Annotated in this window: 17 protein-coding genes; 5 read left to right on the top strand and 12 right to left on the bottom strand. The window is 42.6% G+C overall.

Going from position 1 to position 18,506, the window contains the following annotated elements:
* Window positions 1-116 precede the first annotated feature (116 nt).
* From A5886_RS08515 to A5886_RS08530, 4 genes are all read right to left on the bottom strand, one after another.
* On the bottom strand, window positions 117-1,466 hold the full coding sequence (locus A5886_RS08515) for a PFL family protein (protein WP_086274558.1): 1,350 nt from the start codon (window positions 1,464-1,466) through the stop codon (window positions 117-119).
* Between the two features lie 9 nt (window positions 1,467-1,475).
* Window positions 1,476-1,742 (bottom strand): ACT domain-containing protein, encoded by a 267-nt coding sequence (locus A5886_RS08520; protein WP_086274559.1) that lies wholly within the window; start codon window positions 1,740-1,742, stop codon window positions 1,476-1,478.
* Between the two features lie 105 nt (window positions 1,743-1,847).
* Window positions 1,848-2,510 (bottom strand): 2,3-bisphosphoglycerate-dependent phosphoglycerate mutase, encoded by a 663-nt coding sequence (locus A5886_RS08525; RefSeq protein ID WP_086274560.1) that lies wholly within the window; start codon window positions 2,508-2,510, stop codon window positions 1,848-1,850.
* Window positions 2,511-2,646: 136 nt separating this feature from the next.
* On the bottom strand, window positions 2,647-3,273 hold the full coding sequence (locus tag A5886_RS08530) for a 3D domain-containing protein (protein WP_086274561.1): 627 nt from the start codon (window positions 3,271-3,273) through the stop codon (window positions 2,647-2,649).
* A gap of 491 nt (window positions 3,274-3,764) precedes the next feature.
* On the opposite strand from A5886_RS08530, the gene A5886_RS08535 reads away from it, so the two are divergent.
* Genes A5886_RS08535 through A5886_RS08545 form a run of 3 tightly spaced genes read left to right on the top strand, consistent with a single transcriptional unit; the run spans window position 3,765 to window position 7,139 of the window.
* Window positions 3,765-5,240 (top strand): ABC transporter substrate-binding protein/permease, encoded by a 1,476-nt coding sequence (locus A5886_RS08535; RefSeq protein ID WP_086274562.1) that lies wholly within the window; start codon window positions 3,765-3,767, stop codon window positions 5,238-5,240.
* Complete coding sequence (locus A5886_RS08540) at window positions 5,233-5,955, top strand: amino acid ABC transporter ATP-binding protein (RefSeq protein ID WP_086274563.1); 723 nt, start codon at window positions 5,233-5,235, stop codon at window positions 5,953-5,955. Before A5886_RS08535 ends, A5886_RS08540 begins: the two co-directional genes overlap by 8 nt.
* A 20-nt stretch (window positions 5,956-5,975) precedes the next feature.
* Window positions 5,976-7,139: a pyridoxal phosphate-dependent aminotransferase gene (locus A5886_RS08545; RefSeq protein ID WP_086274564.1), complete on the top strand. Its 1,164-nt coding sequence runs from the start codon at window positions 5,976-5,978 to the stop codon at window positions 7,137-7,139.
* Window positions 7,140-7,218: 79 nt separating this feature from the next.
* Here A5886_RS08545 and A5886_RS08550 read toward each other — a convergent pair whose 3' ends face one another.
* The 7 genes from A5886_RS08550 to A5886_RS08580 form a co-directional block, all read right to left on the bottom strand.
* Complete coding sequence (locus A5886_RS08550) at window positions 7,219-8,154, bottom strand: ABC transporter ATP-binding protein (RefSeq protein ID WP_086274565.1); 936 nt, start codon at window positions 8,152-8,154, stop codon at window positions 7,219-7,221.
* Between the two features lie 86 nt (window positions 8,155-8,240).
* A complete protein-coding gene (locus A5886_RS16205; protein WP_086274566.1) occupies window positions 8,241-9,641 on the bottom strand; it encodes an ATP-binding cassette domain-containing protein in 1,401 nt (466 codons plus the stop codon).
* Between the two features lie 6 nt (window positions 9,642-9,647).
* Entirely contained in the window at window positions 9,648-10,535 is an 888-nt protein-coding gene (locus A5886_RS08560; RefSeq protein WP_086274567.1) for an ABC transporter permease, read from the bottom strand.
* Between the two features lie 12 nt (window positions 10,536-10,547).
* Window positions 10,548-11,477, bottom strand: a complete 930-nt coding sequence (locus tag A5886_RS08565; protein WP_086274568.1) for an ABC transporter permease — start codon at window positions 11,475-11,477, stop codon at window positions 10,548-10,550.
* 85 nt (window positions 11,478-11,562) lie between these two features.
* Complete coding sequence (locus A5886_RS08570) at window positions 11,563-13,140, bottom strand: ABC transporter substrate-binding protein (protein WP_256926186.1); 1,578 nt, start codon at window positions 13,138-13,140, stop codon at window positions 11,563-11,565.
* A gap of 296 nt (window positions 13,141-13,436) precedes the next feature.
* Complete coding sequence (locus A5886_RS08575) at window positions 13,437-14,144, bottom strand: DUF4811 domain-containing protein (protein WP_086274570.1); 708 nt, start codon at window positions 14,142-14,144, stop codon at window positions 13,437-13,439.
* A complete protein-coding gene (locus tag A5886_RS08580; RefSeq protein ID WP_086274571.1) occupies window positions 14,141-15,619 on the bottom strand; it encodes an MDR family MFS transporter in 1,479 nt (492 codons plus the stop codon). The genes A5886_RS08575 and A5886_RS08580 overlap by 4 nt, the downstream gene beginning before the upstream one ends.
* Window positions 15,620-15,755: 136 nt before the next feature.
* On the opposite strand from A5886_RS08580, the gene A5886_RS08585 reads away from it, so the two are divergent.
* Window positions 15,756-16,256 (top strand): MerR family transcriptional regulator, encoded by a 501-nt coding sequence (locus A5886_RS08585; RefSeq protein ID WP_086274572.1) that lies wholly within the window; start codon window positions 15,756-15,758, stop codon window positions 16,254-16,256.
* 135 nt (window positions 16,257-16,391) lie between these two features.
* Window positions 16,392-18,113, top strand: a complete 1,722-nt coding sequence (spxB, locus tag A5886_RS08590; protein WP_086274573.1) for a pyruvate oxidase — start codon at window positions 16,392-16,394, stop codon at window positions 18,111-18,113.
* A 70-nt stretch (window positions 18,114-18,183) separates the two neighbouring features.
* On the opposite strand, the gene A5886_RS16075 is transcribed toward spxB, so the two are convergent.
* Window positions 18,184-18,312 carry a hypothetical protein gene (locus tag A5886_RS16075; protein WP_005236316.1) on the bottom strand — a complete coding sequence of 43 codons (129 nt, stop codon included), beginning with the start codon at window positions 18,310-18,312 and terminating at the stop codon, window positions 18,184-18,186.
* Window positions 18,313-18,506: the final 194 nt, after the last annotated feature.

Raw genomic sequence — 18,506 nt, forward strand, 5'->3', positions numbered from 1 at the left:
AAAAAAATATCATCGGCCCTAAGAATGAAAAAACCAAAAATAAAACTCCTATATTCAGAATTAAATTCTGACATATAAGAGTTCTAATACTCATCCTGTTTACTAGGAAACAGAAATTAATTTTTAAATGAATGGATTGGCGCTGGAATGCGGCCGCCGCGTTGAATAAAGTCAGTTGATTTTGCTGGATTGACTTTCATGACTGGCGCGGTGCCCAACAGCCCGCCAAATTCAATGCGATCGCCAATTTGTTTCTCTTTGGCTGGAATGATCCGAACTGCAGTTGTCTTATGGTTGATCACACCGATCGCTGCTTCATCGGCAATCATCGCTGCAATCGTTTCAGCCGAAGTGTCACCGGGGATAGCGATCATATCAAGTCCAACCGAACAGATGGCTGTCATCGCTTCTAGCTTTTCCAGATTCAACAAACCGGCTTCGACTGCTTTGATCATCCCAGCATCTTCAGAGACAGGAATAAATGCGCCTGAAAGTCCGCCTACATGATTACAGGCCATGACGCCGCCTTTTTTGACCGCATCATTTAATAAAGCAAGTGCGGCTGTAGTGCCGTGCGTCCCGACAGATTCTAAGCCCATTTCTTCTAAAATCAAGGCCACACTGTCGCCAACAGCCGGTGTTGGCGCCAACGAAAGATCAACGATCCCAAAAGGAACCCCCAAGCGTTCGGATGCCACTCGACCAACCAATTGTCCCATGCGGGTGATTTTGAAGGCTGTTTTTTTGACGGTTTCGGCTACAACATCAAAGGATTCTCCTTTGACTTTTTCAAGTGCCCGTTTGACGACGCCTGGTCCACTGACACCGACATTGATCTCAACATCTGCCTCACCCACCCCATGGAAGGCGCCAGCCATGAATGGATTGTCTTCGACTGCATTGGCAAAGACCACCAATTTGGCACAGCCCATATCAGAAGCGGCTGCGGTTTTTTTGACAGTTTCTCCCATTAATCGGACTGCGTCCATATTGATGCCGGCTTTGGTTGAGCCGATATTGACAGAGGAACAAACAAAGTTGGTTTCTGCTAAGGCTTGCGGAATCGATTCGATCAAAGCCAAATCTGCACCTTGATAGCCTTTTTCAACCAGTGCACTGTAGCCGCCAATAAAATTGACCCCTACCGTTTGGGCTGCACGATCCAATGTCTTGGCGATTTCCACACAATCTTCAGCAGTGGCATGACAAGCAGAAGCGACAATTGCGATTGGTGTCACTGAGATTCGTTTATTGATGATCGGTATCCCATATTCACTCTCTATATCTTGGCCCACTTGAACCAAGTCTTTGGCTTTTGTGGTAATTTTCTGATAAATCTTCTGACAGCTGATGGTGATATCGGCGTCAATACAATCCAATAAGGAAATCCCCATTGTGATCGTTCGAATATCCAGATTTTCTTCTTCAACCATACGGATGGTTTCAAGTATTTGACTAGTTTCCATTTCGGCCTCCTAAAGTTTATGCATCGTATCAAAAATTTCTTGATTTTGAATACTGATTTTGACGCCTAAAGATTGTCCAAGTTGATGCAATTCTTCTCGGATATGGTCAAAATCACTTGCAGGATCTAAAGCCAATAGCATCATCATGGTAAAGTAATCTTCCATAATTGTTTGGGATACATCTAAAATATTGATATTTAGTGCTGCCAATTTTTGGCTCACTCCTGCGATGATGCCTACTTTATCTTTGCCAATAACGGTCAATACTGCTTTCATTTTGCAACCGCCTTTCCATAAATTTTTCTTATTATAGCACAAGAAAACCGTAATTTCGATGATTGCTTCTACGAAATTACGGTCATGGCAAAGAAACGTTCGTGATTATTCCCGATCAATCAAGTTCATTGTGCCATCAAATTCATAGATGATCGGTTGCGCATTTGGTATTTTGATTGTGTCCATCGCATCTTCAGGCACATCTTCGATATATTTGACCAATGCCCGCAAGCTGTTCCCATGTCCTGTGATCAAGACATTTTTGCCAGCTTTAATCAGTGGAACAACTTCATCTACCCAAAATGGGACGATGCGCGCAACTACCATTTCTAGGTTTTCACCTTTGGGTACCAGTTGCTGATCCAGATGATCATAGCGTCGATCAAAGTCATTAACTTCAACATACAGCGGTGGTTCCGTGTACCCCCGACGCCAGCGCAGTACTTGATCTTCCCCGAATTGGGTGATCATTTCATCTTTATTGACGCCCACCAAGCGACCATAATGCCGTTCATTCAAACGCCACGTTTTCGTCACAGGAACCCATAATTGATCGCTGGCTTCTAGGACTGTATTGCACGTCGTGAGTGTCCGTTGCAGAAATGACGCAAAGGCATAGTCAAATTGAATCCCTCTTTCTTTGATATCTAATCCAGCTTGCCAGGCCTGTTGCCGACCTTTTTCTGTTAATGGCACATCTAACCAACCTGTCCAGTAATTGGCAAAATTGGCTTCACTCTCGCCATGGCGAATCAATACAACTTTCATTTAACCGCCTCCTTATCCACTTTCCTTCATTATCGCAAGAAATCAAGCATAAGTCCTTCCGAAAGATTGACATGCCATATTGGATGCAGCAAAAAAAGCTGTTCGTCATCAGCGAACAGCTTACTATATATGGTTATTAATCTAAGATGGTCACTTTGACCGTACGACGACCCCATTGTTCAGCTTGAGCATTGGTTGGGAAATGAACATCGATGATGTTGCCTTTGATTGCACCACCGGTATCGCTGGCAATCGCTTCACCGTATCCTTCTACATACAATCTAGTACCTAAAGGGATCACAGAGGGATCCACGGCGACAGCCATCGGATTTTCCAATAAGTTTTGGCCAGTGGCGGTCACAGTACCGCCGCCCAATGTATCGGCTGGATCAGAGCTATACGCTGTTGATTCCATGGTTAATGTTGTACCAGAGTATGCGCTGGTATCGGTATCTTCTTCTGTTGTATCTTTCGTTGAAGTGGCTGTTTTGCTGGCTGCTGTTTTTGTCGTTTTCTCAGCTTTAGCATCCGTATCAATGACCAAAGTTGTGCCATCATAAATCATATTTGGGTCATCAAGATCATTGTCATTGGCAATCGTTGCTACATGATCAATATCGCCAAAATATTTTAACGATAACGCAGTCAATGTATCATCAGATGTGACCACGTGTTTGACTTCATCCGCATGTGCGGTATTGCTCATGGCTGCAAGTCCTGCGATGGCAGCTGTTGTTAGTAATAAAGATTTGATTGTTTTCATATATGTAATTCCCTCGCTCTATGTAAGTTTCGTCGTAACGACTTGAACAATCATAACAGCGCAACAAAAACCATTGGTAACAATCTTGTGACGAAATATGTCACTTTGGTTTAATTCATTAAATAACCCTCCGCTATCTTTTAAAACTTCAACCAAACCCCTTTATATCAACAAAATTTACGTTTTTGAATCTTTTTCATTTGTAACATATAAAATAAATATTTTGATTTTTCAATGAGAAACCGTTAAAAATCAATGATTGCAACCGATTCAACTGATCAAACATTACATTTATGTAAACATATGTCACTTTCATTAAAAAGGTGAATAATTGAAAATCGCTATGAAAAATTATTTGACTTTTTTCATTGAAGCTTATTGACTTCAAGCATCTTTATGCTATGATATGTCTTATCACTTATATGTATTTTTATACATTTATTTATTATAAATGCATTTTTAATAAATGCAAACACAAAAGGAGCGTTCTCATGAAAAGGTACAATAAAGTTCTGATACTCTTTGGGTTGTTGGTGACCCTCTTGCCCTTTATCTTTGTTCGACAAGCAAAAGCGGCAGAAACAGATCCCGTCTATGACAAAATCAAGGCCAATGGTCAATTGGTCGTCGGGCTTTCAGCGGATTATGCCCCCTATGAGTTCCATGCAACCATTGATGGCAAAGATGAAATCGTTGGGTTCGATATTTCGATTGCACAAAAGATTGCTGATGATTTAGGTGTTGACTTAAAAATCGAAGAATTGGGTTTTGATGCTTTACTCGGTGCATTGAAGACCGGTAAAATCGATGTCGTGATTTCCGGCATGGCAGCAACCGACGAACGGAAAAAAGAAGTCAATTTTTCTAATACGTATATGGAAGTCCAACAAAAAGTGATCGTCAGAGCTGAAGACGCGGATACGTTCCAATCGACAGCTGATTTCGACGGCGTTGCTGTTGGCGCACAAAAGCAAACGACACAAGAAGAGTTGGCCCAAACCGAATTAACAGGTTCTATAGTCACATCATTACAAAAAGTACCTGATTTGATCACCAATTTAACCTCTGGCAAAATCGATGCCATCGTGATGGAAGGGCCTGTCGCAGATGCTTATGTCATGTCAAATGACAAATTGGCGATTGCAGAGAATGTGACGTTTGAAAATGGCACCAAAGAAACTGCCGTAGCCATTTCCAAGGAAGCCCCTGTCTTATTAGAAAAAGTCAATGCTTCTATCGACACCATCGTCAACAACGATTTGCTGACACAATACCAAGCTGAGGCCAATGCATTGATGTTTGGTGATGAAAACACTGTCGAACAAGGATTCTTTGCAAAATATTTGCCCTTTTATATTTCAGGTACCGGCTATACGATTTTCTTGGCCTTTGTCGGTGTGCTCTTTGGGTCGATTGGTGGCAGTTTGCTGGCCTTTATGAAACTATCGAAAAACAAAGTATTGAAGATCATCGCAGCTGTGTATATTGAATACGTGCGGGGAACGCCGCTATTGGTACAAATTTTTATTGTCTACTTTGGCACAGGTGTCTTAGGTCTGGATCTGTCAAAAGTGACCGCTGGTTGCATTGCATTGGCATTGAATAGTGCTGCATATGTTGCTGAAATCATCCGAGCTGGCATCAACGCTGTCAATAAAGGTCAGCTAGAAGCAGCCCGTTCATTGGGGATGAATCAGATTCAGGCGATGCGCTTTATCGTCTTCCCACAAGCAATCAAAAACATTTTACCGGCATTAGGCAATGAGTTTGTGACTGTCATCAAGGAATCTTCTGTGGTATCAGTTATCGGGGTATCCGAATTGATCTTCCAAACAGGAGTGGTCCAAGGCGCCAGCTTTAAACCATTCTTGCCTTATGTGATCGTATCATTGATTTACTTTGTATTGACCTTCGCCCTCTCTCGCTTACTGGGTGTTGCTGAAAGGAGAATGAAAACTAGTGATTAAAGTCGAAAAACTCGTAAAAAAATTTGGTGACAATACCGTTTTGAATCAAATCGATTTGGAAGTGAATGCAGGTGAAGTCGTGGTAATCATCGGACCGTCTGGAAGTGGCAAAAGTACCTTCTTGCGTTGCTTGAATTTACTTGAACAGCCGACGGATGGTAAAATCACCTTTGAAGGCAACAATCTACTCGCAAAGAATGTCAATATCGATCAAATTCGTCAAAAGATGGGAATGGTTTTCCAAAGCTTCAATCTATTTCCCCATAAAACGGTTTTGGAAAATTTGACCCTCAGTCCCATCAAAGTCAAGAAATCAACTTTGGCTGCAGCCGAAAAAGAGGCACAAGCCTTGCTGGCTCAAGTTGGATTGGCAGACAAAGCCAACAGCTATCCCGCGAGCTTGTCTGGTGGACAGCAGCAACGTGTGGCAATTGCTCGTGCCCTGGCAATGGATCCTGATGTGATGTTATTCGATGAACCGACGTCAGCCCTCGATCCAGAAATGGTCGGTGAAGTGCTGTCCGTCATGCAGACATTGGCGGAAAAAGGCATGACGATGGTCGTGGTGACCCATGAGATGGGCTTTGCCAAAGAAGTCGCAGATCGGGTCATTTTTATGGCTGATGGCATCATTCAAGAAGAAGGTACGCCAGAGGAAATTTTTGAGCACCCGAAAAATAGTCGTACACAAGACTTTTTGAGCAAAGTATTATAGAAACTGGAGATGACAATAGAATGAAACGTCCTTTGATTGCAGAACGGTTTCAAACGCCTGCTGAAAATTTATTAATGGAAATTGCTACATTGGCTAAGAAAACACCAAATTTGATTGATTTATCAATCGGTGATCCAGATTTGATCACCGATTCTACGATCATTCAAGCGGCATTTGAAGATGTCAAAGCTGGACACACAAAGTATACAGCTTCCGATGGCAGTGCTGATTTTATCCAAACGGTTGTTGATTTTTATCAAACACAGTATGGACTGACCTTCTCTCCTACGCAAGTGCGTGGCACAGTTGGGGCTTTGCATGGCATGTATTTAGCGCTGACGGCTATGTTGGATCCTGGTGATGAGGTAATCATTCATGAACCATACTTCTCACCGTATAAACAGCAAGTAGAGCTTGCTGGAGGCGTCCCTATCTTTATCCCAACCTTTGAGAAGGATGGCTTCCAAATCGATGTAGCGGTTTTGGAAGCAGCAATCACAGACAAAACAAGGGCAATTATTATCAATTCACCAAACAATCCAACTGGTGCAGTCTTTTCTGCTGATACATTCCAGCAGATTGCTGCAGTCGCGATCAAGCATGATTTATTGATCTTGTCTGATGAAGTCTATGAAGCATTTTGTTTCGATGAAACCTTTGTACCGATGGCCACTTTTGCCCCGGAAAACACGATCACCTTCAGTAGCTTTTCTAAAGCCTTTGCCATGACAGGTTGGCGGATCGGTTACATGATTGCGCCAGAGTCGATCAATCTGACAGCCAAATGGATCAATGAAGCCATTGCTTACTCAGCGCCGACACCTTCTCAACGCGCAGGTATCTATGCGCTCAACCATTACAATGAATTGGTGCCGCAAGTCGTCAGTGTCTTCAAAGAACGGTTGCGCTATATCGAAGAACGGGTGAATCAGATTCCTTTCTTATCACTGTCACCTGTCAAAGGCAGCATGTACGCTTTTATCAATATCACTGGGAGCGGATTAGGTTCCGTGGCCTTTGTGGAGAAATTACTACAAGAAACCAGTGTATTGATGATCCCAGGAAAAGCCTTTGGGGAAACTACTGGTGATGACTATGTCCGTCTTGCAGCAACCCAATCACTAGACCTATTGAAAGAAGCATTTGACCGAATCGAAAGATGCACCTTTGCTGTTTCCAAATGACCCACCGATCATGACAGCCAAAAACAAGCACCTCTCTGCGCTGTTGCAGAGAGGTGCTTGTTTCTTTTGTATCATCATACTATGTTTGCTTTATATTGACTGCAACATAATGATCTGTGTCCACTTTCAGCCAATCATCATCTGCTATTTCCGCTTTTTTAAAGGAGGCAAAATCGAAGCGCTCGTTTTCGCGACTATAAAAATCGAGTGTTTGTCTCTTCTCTTGATTGATATCTGTTCGAAGAAATGCCGCCAATAGTCGCTTGGTATAAGGATGAAACGCATTCTCAAAAATCGCTGCAGTTGGTGCTTGCTCCACTACTCTCCCGCCATGCATCACTACTACATGGTCAGCCATTTTACTGATCACGCCAAGATCATGGGTGATGAACAAGATACTCGTATTGACCTTTTCTTTGAGTTCATTCATTAATTTCAAAATTTCCGCTTGGATGATTACATCAAGAGCTGTTGTCGGTTCATCCGCAATGAGCAGCTTGGGGTTGCAGGCCAATGCCATAGCAATCATCACCCGTTGACTCATACCACCAGATAATTGGTGCGGAAATTGCTTGGCCACTCGTTTCGGGTCTGGGATTTTCACGGCTTCAAGCAGCTGATAGACCCGTTCATCAGCTTTTTTATTTTCTAGTTGCTGATGCAGCTTAAGCACTTCCAGCAATTGTTTTTTCACCGTAAATACTGGGTTCAAGCTGGTCATCGGTTCTTGAAAGATCATGGAAATATCATTGCCTCTTACCTTGCGCAATTCCTTTTGTGTATAAGAGAGAAGGTTTTTGCCATCAAATTGGATCGCGCCTTCTGCAATGTATTGATTGCGCTGAAACAGTTGCAAAATCGACATCGCCGTTTGACTTTTCCCACTGCCGCTTTCGCCAACGATACCAAGCGTTTGTCCTTTTTCTAATGAAAAGCTAACTCCTTTGACGGCTCTAACTGTTCCGTGCCGTGTGTCAAAATATGTGTGTAGGTTATCCACTGTTAACAGACTCATAGGTTCCTCCAAATTCTCTACTCTCCTTCAAGCACTGAAAGAAACATGCGTGTACCGGCAGTTCTATATGCCGCCGATACTGTTGCTTATTTCGTCAAAGTGCATTTCACAAAATGATTGGGCGACACCTCGACCCAATCTGGATCGCCATCTTCTTCACGATCATAGTTGAAACGAAATGCTTCGTAGGCTTCATCTATCTGCCAATCGGCTTCATCCCCCATCGTGGGAATTGCATTCAGTAATTTTCTGGTGTAAGGATGGATCGGATGATCAAAAATTTCCTCTGTGGAAGCCAATTCGACTAGATGACCGAAATACATCACCCCAATGCGATTCGAAATAAATTTGACCACACCTAAATCGTGGGTGATAAACAAATACGTCAAGTTTAATTCTTCTCGCAGCTCTTGCAATAAATGAATGATCTGTGATTGAATCGATACGTCCAAGGCTGAGACGGCTTCATCACAAACGATAAATTTGGGTTTCAGTGCCAATGCTCTAGCGATACCGATCCGTTGCCGCTGTCCCCCTGAAAATTGATGCGGATAGCGGTCAATAAACGAAGCCTTTAGACCGCATTTCTCCATGATGTCAACGATATAAGTTTTATATGCGGGATCTTGTTTATTTGTGAAAAACCGATGGATCAATAAGCCTTCCCCAATAATATCTCCGACCGTTAGCCGCGGATCGAGGGATGAATACGGATCTTGAAAAATAATTTGCAGATCTTTTCGCAAGACTCTTGATTCTTGATTCTTCAATGCTGACAAATCGATGCCGGCATCTACATACGCCTCGTATGTATGAAAATCAGGATGTGCCTGTACAGCAGCTTTCATTTCTTCAAGGTCTTTCTTTAGTGGCATCAATTTCGCTTGATGGCTCTGGATGCGTTTGGATAAATCAGCAACTTGTGCTTTATCTGGTTCATCTCCTCGTTGTTGTTCCTTGATGATCAATGCTTGCAGTTCATAGATCGACAGTAATTTTTGACTTAACTCCTGATGATTTGAATAAAGAACAAGACCGCCCAATAAACGCAGTGTATTGCCATATGTTTGCTCAAAAGCAATCTTCGCTTGGCGCAAGTTGTCGCGGCCTTTTTGATCTGGTCTGCTTGATTTATCAGCCAACTGACTTTCCAGACGCTCAATATTCTCTCTATATTCATCAAGATGGGGCAGAACCTTTGGTAATTTCTGATAAACCTTTTTGACATATGATGGCATAAAATGCTCAATCGTGTCCCCGTAATATAACGTCGAGCCGCCGGTTTGCGGTTGGAGTTGAATGATGGTTCGTCCAAACGTTGACTTCCCGCAGCCGCTTTCGCCAACGATGCCTAACGTTTCTCCTTCAAATATATCGATTGAAATGTCTTTATTTGCTTTAACATAGGTCTTTCCTAGCGCAAAGGGATGCTTCTTTTTCACAGGAAAGTATTTTTGCAGGTGACTTGCACGTATAATTGTTTTCATACTCGATTACCTTTCTCTCATCTTTGGATCAATGGCATCGCGAATACCATCTCCCAGCAGGTTAAATGCCAAAATCGTCAGCATGATCACAACCCCAGGGTAAATCGTCAAATAAGCATGGGTTCGGATGTAACTTCTGCCAGCATTCAACATGGTTCCCCACTCTGCGATCGATGCTTCGACACCTAAACCGATAAAACCTAAGCCAACAGCGGATAAGATAGCTGTTGCAACACCCATAGAAGTCTGAACGATCACAGGAGACATGATATTCGGCAAGATATGCTTAAAAATAATCAAGCGATTGGTCGCCCCTAATGCACATCCTGCTTCAATAAATTGCTTCTCCTTGACTGACAATACGCCAGCTCTGATGATCCGGGCAAAAATGGGGATATTGGCTAATCCGATGGCAAAGATCATATTCTCTAAACTCGACCCTAATGAGGCAACAATGGCGATAGCCAATAAGATAGAAGGAATCGATAACAAAATATCACACAATCGCATGATCAGTGTATCGACCCAACCTTTGTAATACCCAGACAAGATCCCTAGTATGCCGCCGACGATCAATGCAAAAGTGACCGCACAGATCCCTACGGTCAAGGATACCCGTGTGCCATAAATGATCCTGCTCAAGACATCCCGCCCCAAATCGTCTGTCCCAAACCAATGTGTACTGTTGGGAAATTGCAACGCGTTTGATAAATTTTGCTCTCTCATACCAAAGGGTGCCAAGAAGTCAGCAAATAGCGCCATAATAAACAATAGTGCAATCACACATAGACCGAAGAGCGCCCGTGGATTATGTCTTAGCGAATACCAAATATCCTTCCAAGAACCTTCTGGTACTTCTGTTTGGGTCGTCATCGTTTTTTTCTTAAAGAACATCATTTCCTCCTCTTAATCATACATAGTTTTGATGCGCGGATCGATATATGCATAGAGAATGTCCACACTAAGATTGACCATCGAAAAAATAAATGCAATAAACAGCACGCCACCTTGAACGATCATCGTGTCACGGGTTCTGATGGCATTGACCATCAACGTGCCAATCCCGTTGATACTGAAGATCGTTTCTGTCAGCACTGCCCCACCCAATAAGGCACCAAATTGCAAGCCGATCACGGTCACAACTGGCAATAACGAATTTCGCAAAGCGTGCGAGAAGGTGACTGTCACAGGCGAAGCGCCTTTGGCTTTCGCTGTCCGTATATAATCCTGATCCAATACATCCATCATGCTGGATCGTGTGATACGCGCAATCGTCCCCACTGAAGAAGAAGCCAGAGCAGTCACAGGCATGATCATTTGCTGCCAAGTAGTGAAGCCTGATGCAGGCAACCAGCCCAAAGTAGATGTGAATAGAATAATCAATAATAGCGCTTGCCAAAAAGTGGGCATCGATACACCAATCAATGAAAGAAACATCACGACATTGTCTGTTTTTGAATAGGGGCGGGTCGCAGAGATCACACCTAAGGGAATGCCGATACAAGAGGCGACAAAAACGCTTAAAACAGCAAGTTTGATGGTATTAGGCAACCGAACCAAAATCTCTTCCATGACCGATCGACCTGAAATATGCGATTTTCCCAAATCAAAATCAAAGATCACATCTTTGATATAGTGAAAAAACTGTTCAAAAAAACCTTTATCCAATCCCATCTGGATTCTCATTGCTTCATATTGTTCTGGTGTCGCTCCTTCCCCCAATACCATTGTGACCGGATCTCCTGGGGACATATACATGATCGTAAACACAATAAAAGACACACCCAGCATGATTGGTATCAGCCAAAGAATCCTTTTTACTACATATTGAAGCATTGGTTTCTCTCCTTAAAATGAATCAGACAGAAGCAGCAAAGGCACTGTTGCGAAGCGGCAGCTTCTGTCTGAAGCATTATTTTTCTTAATCCAACGTCACGGTATCTAAGTAATAGCTTCCCGTAGGGTGATGTTCAAACCCTTGGACCCAATTACGGACCCCTGAAACATTTTCTCTTGTTTGCAAGAAGACCCATGGGGCTTCTTCACTGATGATTTCTTGCGCTTCTTGATAAGCCGTCAGTCGTTCATCTTGCTCTGACGAGTATCTGGCAAAATCAAGCAATTCATCTACACGATCATTTTGATAGAACGTACGATTCCCTGCTTCACCGAAACTGCTTGAATGAAACAATGGATACATCCCATAATCTGCATCTGTCGTGATCGTCGTCCAGCCCAATAAGAACATATCACCTTCTCCAACTGCTGCCGCATCAAGAAACGCTCCCCACTCCATTTGCTTGACTTCAACGGTGATACCTATATTGCTCAATGCTTCTGCAACGACTTGCGACACACGAATACGTTCGGGATTGTTGTCGCCCACATAGAGGGACAAGTTGAACCCGCCTGCTTCATATCCGGCATCAGCCAGCAAGTCTTTGGCCTTTTCGACATTATATTCTCTGATCTTTAATTGATCATTGAACCCAAAAACCAATTCATTGATGGGTCCTGCCATATGACTGCCGACATTCATATAGACCGTTTGAATGATTGCTTCAACATCAATCGCATGAGCGATTGCTTGCCGCACTTTGACTTCTCTCAATGGCGTATCATTCAGCACATTCAGCCCCAAATATTCCGCACCCAGATTTTCGGTAGCAATCAAGGTAAGGTCATCATGGCTCTCAACAGTGGCCATATCCGACGGTGAGATATCATAAGCAATATCGATCGTGCCACTCTCTAATTCAATCAGACGGACACTTGAGTCAGTGATCGTTCGAAATTGCAGTTGTTCGACACCTGCCTGCTCTCCCCAATAATCCTCAAATCGACGCAAATTCACATGTGTGCCCGTCACCCATTCTTCGAAAACGAAGGGACCGGTACCGATAGCACTCTTGATTCCATAATCATCTCCGGCTTCTTCTACCGCTTTTTCACTCAGCATCGCGACAGCTGGATGGGCCAAGTGGGTCAGAAAAGGGCCAAACGTATCACTGGTACCGATTCTGATCGTATAATCGTCAATGATATCGATTTTCTCAACATCAATGGCACCTACAATATGACTGATTGACGGAGAATCTGCTGCACGAGTCAACGTGTAAGCCACATCTGAAGCTTTAAAGGCTTCTCCATTATGAAAGACGACATCTTTACGCAGTGTAAACTCATATACATTTTCGCCCACTTCTTCCCATTCAGTAGCTAATCCAGGTATCAATTCTAGATCATTGGTTTGCGTAATTAAGGTATCATAAATTTGTCGCGCCACTCTTGTGGTCGCATTGTCATTGGTATCATGGATGTCCAAAGTTACCGGATCTGCGCCAGATGCAACAACCAACATCGTTGGATCAGGCTTTCCATTACTTGATTGCTGATTGTTATCCCCTGATGAATTGCCAGAATCTCCTCCGCTTCCACAGCCTGCCAACAGCACCAAACAAGCCATCACTCCTATTTGTCCCCATACAAATTTCCGCATAAATCTCTCCATTCTGAGTATACTTACTCTTTTTCTTTCACAAAACAACCAGTTATGGCTAACAAATAAATGGTTTTTCTAAGAATACATTAAAAAGTGATGATAAATCAATAGTTTTCGCCATATTTAATTAATTAATTTGATTATTCTGATAAATAATACAGGTTTATTAAATTGATGACTTTCAATTGATGGATGACATTTTTCCACAAAAAAACAGGTATACCAGACACCATTAAAGGATCTGTATACCTGTCATCAAGACAATCGTAGGACACACTTGCCATTATGCTATTTTATTTTTTCGCTTCTTCTACTAATTTTTGCATCGCCTCTGCTTGATAAGCAGCTGTATATTCAGCGATTTTGGCTTGTTGTTCTGACTCATCCATTGTTGGATCAGCCATCAAGGCTGCTTGCATTTTTTCTTGGACGTATGCTTGACCTTCAGTTTTCATGGTATCTGCTTGTTCTTCTGCCAACGAGGCCAATTTTTTGGCTTGATCGACACTTAATACCGCCCAAGAATCAGGTACAGAAAACGTATTGGTCCGTTCGACATATTCCCCTTCATTATCTGCAATTCCGAATAAGAAGCGATAGACATCGCTTTGATATACCCAACGGGTCGTATCAGCAGTCAACTGCGCTTCATCCGCGCCAGTTTCAACAACATTGGTCACTTTATCTGTTCCCGTTTGTTTGGGTTCATCTTGGTCTGCATCTGTTTTATAGAGATACACTTTTTCAGTACCATCTCCTAGCGGCTGATACAAAAGCAAATCGAAACGATCACTGTCACCACTTGAAACCAATTCGGTGGTTTTGCTGGTCACTTCTTTTTCCATCCCGAAATGATAGGTCAGATTGGCCATCAATGCAACTAAGCTAATAACAAATACAGCCCCAAGCACCAATGAAAGTGCCGTTTGCCATGTTTTCTTCGCAAATACATTTAGTAATGCAAAACCGAGAACACTAAGAACGATCAAAATCAAGATCATTGATCGGCACCTCCTTTAAGGACAGTCAATGTTGGTTCTTTCTTTTTCAGTGTAAATGCGACTAGGAAACCAACCAAACTAAAGGCAGCAGCCACATAAAATGCAGCATGGTAACCGGATAGCGTCGCTTCAATGGCTTTATCTTTATAAGCCAACGGTGTTGAATCCAACAAGCTATCACTTGGCAAATTGCCTTTTGTCACATTTGACAAGACACTGATCAAAATCGCTGTCCCGATCGAACTTGCGACTTGACGGAATGTATTATTGACAGCTGTACCATGACTCATCAAGTTTGCTGGCAAAGCATTCATCCCAGAAGTAGTCACAGGCATCATCACCATTGAGATCCCGAACATCCGAACACAGTACAAAATAATAATATGCAAGATTGGCGTATCTTTCGTCAAGAAGGCAAAAGGCAATGTCGCCGCGGTCAAGATAAACATGCCTGTGATGGCCAAACGCTTCGCACCGTATTTATCAAAAATCGCACCGGTGATAGGCATCATGATCCCCATAATCAAGGCTCCTGGCAATAACATCAATCCAGAATGGAATGCTGATTCACCGCGAATGTTTTGAATATACAAAGGCAAGACCATTTCAGCACCGATCATCGCCATATTGGTTACACCAGATAAAATCGAAGCCATGGTAAAGGTGTTTGATTTAAACACACGCAATTCTAAGAAAGGATGTTCGATGTGTAATTGTCTCCATGCGAAGAAGGCGATGAAGAAGACACCCGCTGTAAGGAAACCAATCACTTCAACACTGCCCCAGCCTTTGTCCCCAACACTAGAGAATCCATACAACAATGTACCGAACCCTACAGTTGACAGTAAAGCGGAGAAAATATCGATTTTCGGATGTGAGAGTTCAATCACACTCTTCATCAAGAATATGGCTAAGATCAGAACCAAAACAACAATAGGAATCACCATGCCGAACAAATAACGCCAGTCGTAATGATCAATGATCCAACCTGAAAGCGTTGGTCCTAAGGCAGGCGCCAAACCAATCACGATACCTGACATCCCCATGGCTGAACCCCGTTTTTCGGGTGGGAAAATCGATAACATAATGTTTTGCAACAACGGCATAGAGATACCCACACCAGCTGCTTGAACTAAACGACCAATCAACAAGGTTGAGAAGTTCGGTGCGACAAAACAAGCAATCGTTCCAGCAAGGAAAATAGTCATGGATGTTAAGTACAAATTTTTGGAACTAAACTTATTGATCAACCACGCTGTGATTGGAATCATGATCCCATTCACTAACAGGAAGCCAGTTGTCAGCCATTGAACATCAGACGCTGTAATATCAAAAGCTTTCATTAACGTCGGAAACGCAGTTGTTAACAATGTTTGGTTCAATACGGTACAAAAAGTACCAATCAGCAAGACCATAACCAACAATGAACGATTGTATGGTTTGCCATATATATCTACAGGACGACTCGTTGACATATTTCACACTCTTTTCAATTAGTTTTCATAAAGCACTCCTTACTTTAAAACTTTTGTGTTTAATTGTCAACCTACTTGACACAAAAGTAAAACAAGTTACAATATAGACAAATACCTTTACAAGAATGGAGTCGACATGTCACATCTGTTTCGAAATTTGGTGGAGAATGATAATCTCTTGGTAGGCATCAGTGAACTCAGTCAAATGTGCGGCATTTCGCCGAGACAATTACGTTATTGGGAACAAAAAGGCTTTATCGTCTCGGTTTCTCAAGAAGAAAATGCCCCCCGAAAATACCGGTTGCCTACTGTCATTAAAGTAGAAATGATCAAACGATTTTTAGATGAAGGCTTCACCTTATCAAAATCCGTTGAAAAAGCCGACCAAAAAATCAAAATCGCCCATCATATTCGCAAAGTGTTTTCTGGTGCTTTGCAAAATTTAGAAGTGATTGATAATCGTTTCACAATTATCAGTTTAGGACCGGTCGATGAAAACCAACACATCTTGCACATCATCCATGATGATGTCACGCAAAAATTGCATTATGAATTATTGCCTCTATCAGAAGCGTACGATTTCGAAAAACTGAAAAATTGCGCCACGCATGACACGGCAAAAAAAGAAGACCACTGATGTGTGGTTTTCTTTTTTTATTTCTATACAGCCCTATTTTGGATCAACACACACATTTGAGCCGCTTCCTTTGTTGTCTTCGTTGGAAACGTTTATACTTATATTAGAAGACAAAAATGAAAGAGAGTGAATGCAATGGCAAAAATCAATGCAGGGACTGCAATGATCAACGTTTTTGAAGCTTGGGGTATCGATCACATATACGGCATCCCTGGAGGCTCATTTAATTCAACTATGGATGCATTGTTCCACGAGCGGCAAAGTGTCCAGTATATCCAAGTCCGTCATGAAGAAGCAGGTGCATTGGCGGCAGCAGCAGACGCCAAATTGACTGGTAAAGTAGGTGCTGTCTTTGGCTCCGCAGGTCCTGGTGCGACGCATCTGATCAATGGACTGTACGATGCGCAAATGGACAATGTGCCAGTGGTCGCTTTGTTAGGACAAGTTGCTTCGACGTCCATGAACTATAATGATTTTCAAGAAATGAATGAAAACCCAATGTTTGCCGATGTCAGCATCTACAACCGAACCGTGATGTCCCCAGAAAGCTTGCCACATGTTGTTGACGAAGCCATCAAAGCGGCTTATAAGTTTAGTGGTGTAGCCGTTGTGACGATTCCTGTCGACTTTGGCTTTGAGGAGATCGATGACCTCGATATCGCTACAGCAGCCACCCATAAAACCGCGGTCTTTCAGCCGACCGAACGTGATTTGGCAGCTGCGCTACCCTATTTTGAACAAGCAAAACAACCCCTACTTTATATTGGTCAAGGTTTATTTGGCGATTTTGACGCGATCAATGCCTTTTCCACGCATTTCTCCATGCCGGTCGCAGCCTCCGTTTTAGCCAAAGGAATCGTCCCTGATTTATACGAAAACTTCTTGGGCTTTGCAGGTCGTGTAGCGACTAAACCCGCCAATGAAGCCTTGGCAATAGCCGATTTGATTGTTTTTGTCGGCAGTGATTTTCCTTTCGGTCGACGCTTTTTCAATCCAAAAGCGAAATTTGTCCAAGTGGATATTGATGCGTCAAAATTCGGTCGTCGGCATCATACTGATGTCTCCGTATTAGGTGATGGCGGAACGGCTTTACGAAAATGGGTTGAAATGGGCAACACCAGAGCAGCAGATGACTGGTTGCAGGCCAATCAGAAGAACGTTGAGAATTGGCATAAATGGCGACATCTTTTCGACACAGATGGACAAGTCCCTTTAAGACCTGAACCAGTCTATAAAGAAGTCAATCGAATTGCTGAAAAAGATGCCATCTTCGTTACAGATGTCGGGAATGTAACGATCCATAGTATTCGACATCTGGAAATGACAGGCCAGCAACGCTTTACCACATCTGGCTGGTTTGCAACAATGGGTAATGGCGTACCTGGTGGTATTGCAGCGAAGCTAAGTTACCCTGAACGTCAAGTCTTCACCTTCAGCGGAGATGGTGGTTTTGCCATGCAAATGCAAGATATTATGACCCAAGTCAAATACAATCTACCCATCATCAATGTGGTTTTCTCAAATGATTCATTTGGGTTTATTGAAGCGGAGCAAGAAGATACCGAACAAACCAAGTTTGGCGTCGCATTGGCAGGGGCTGATTTCGGCAAAGTTGGTGAGGCGCTTGGTGCCAAAGGCTATTCGGTCACAGACATCAATGCCTTGCCTGACATTTTTGATCAAGCAAAAAACAGCAAGGGTCCCGTAGTGATCGACGTGAAAATTGCCAACGAGCGTCCCCTTCCTGTTGAAGAGTTGCAATTAGATCCTGCACAGTTTACCGCTGAAGAAATCAATGCCTTCAAAGAAAAATATCAAGTCCGTGATATGCCGACATTGAATGAACTGCTTTCTTGATCAAATTGCAAATGGATATGAAAAAGAACCATGAACGCTTTTTTGCGATCATGGTTCTTTGTTGTCGAGATTATTTGTTATAGATTTTTGGTCCCTTACGCATATTCTTGCGGTCATTTTTTGGTGATTCCATTTTTTTCGAACGGCCGCCACCTTGTTTTTTCTTGATTAACTCAAGCATTTTTTCTTTTTGATCCATTGCTTTCACCTCATTTTTACCTCTACTACATCTTCTACTAAAAAAAGCTGGGTACGCTTTATTCTCACATTGCGTATGCTGTTGAAATTGTCTTGCATGGACAGACATCATTAACGTATACCTTGCTTAATTTACTTTGATTTAAAGGATTTGTCAATACTTTCCAATATCCCTCTCACTTTTTATCAATTTCT

The organism is Candidatus Enterococcus testudinis (assembly GCF_002140915.1).
GTDB lineage: Bacteria > Bacillota > Bacilli > Lactobacillales > Enterococcaceae > Enterococcus_D > Enterococcus_D testudinis.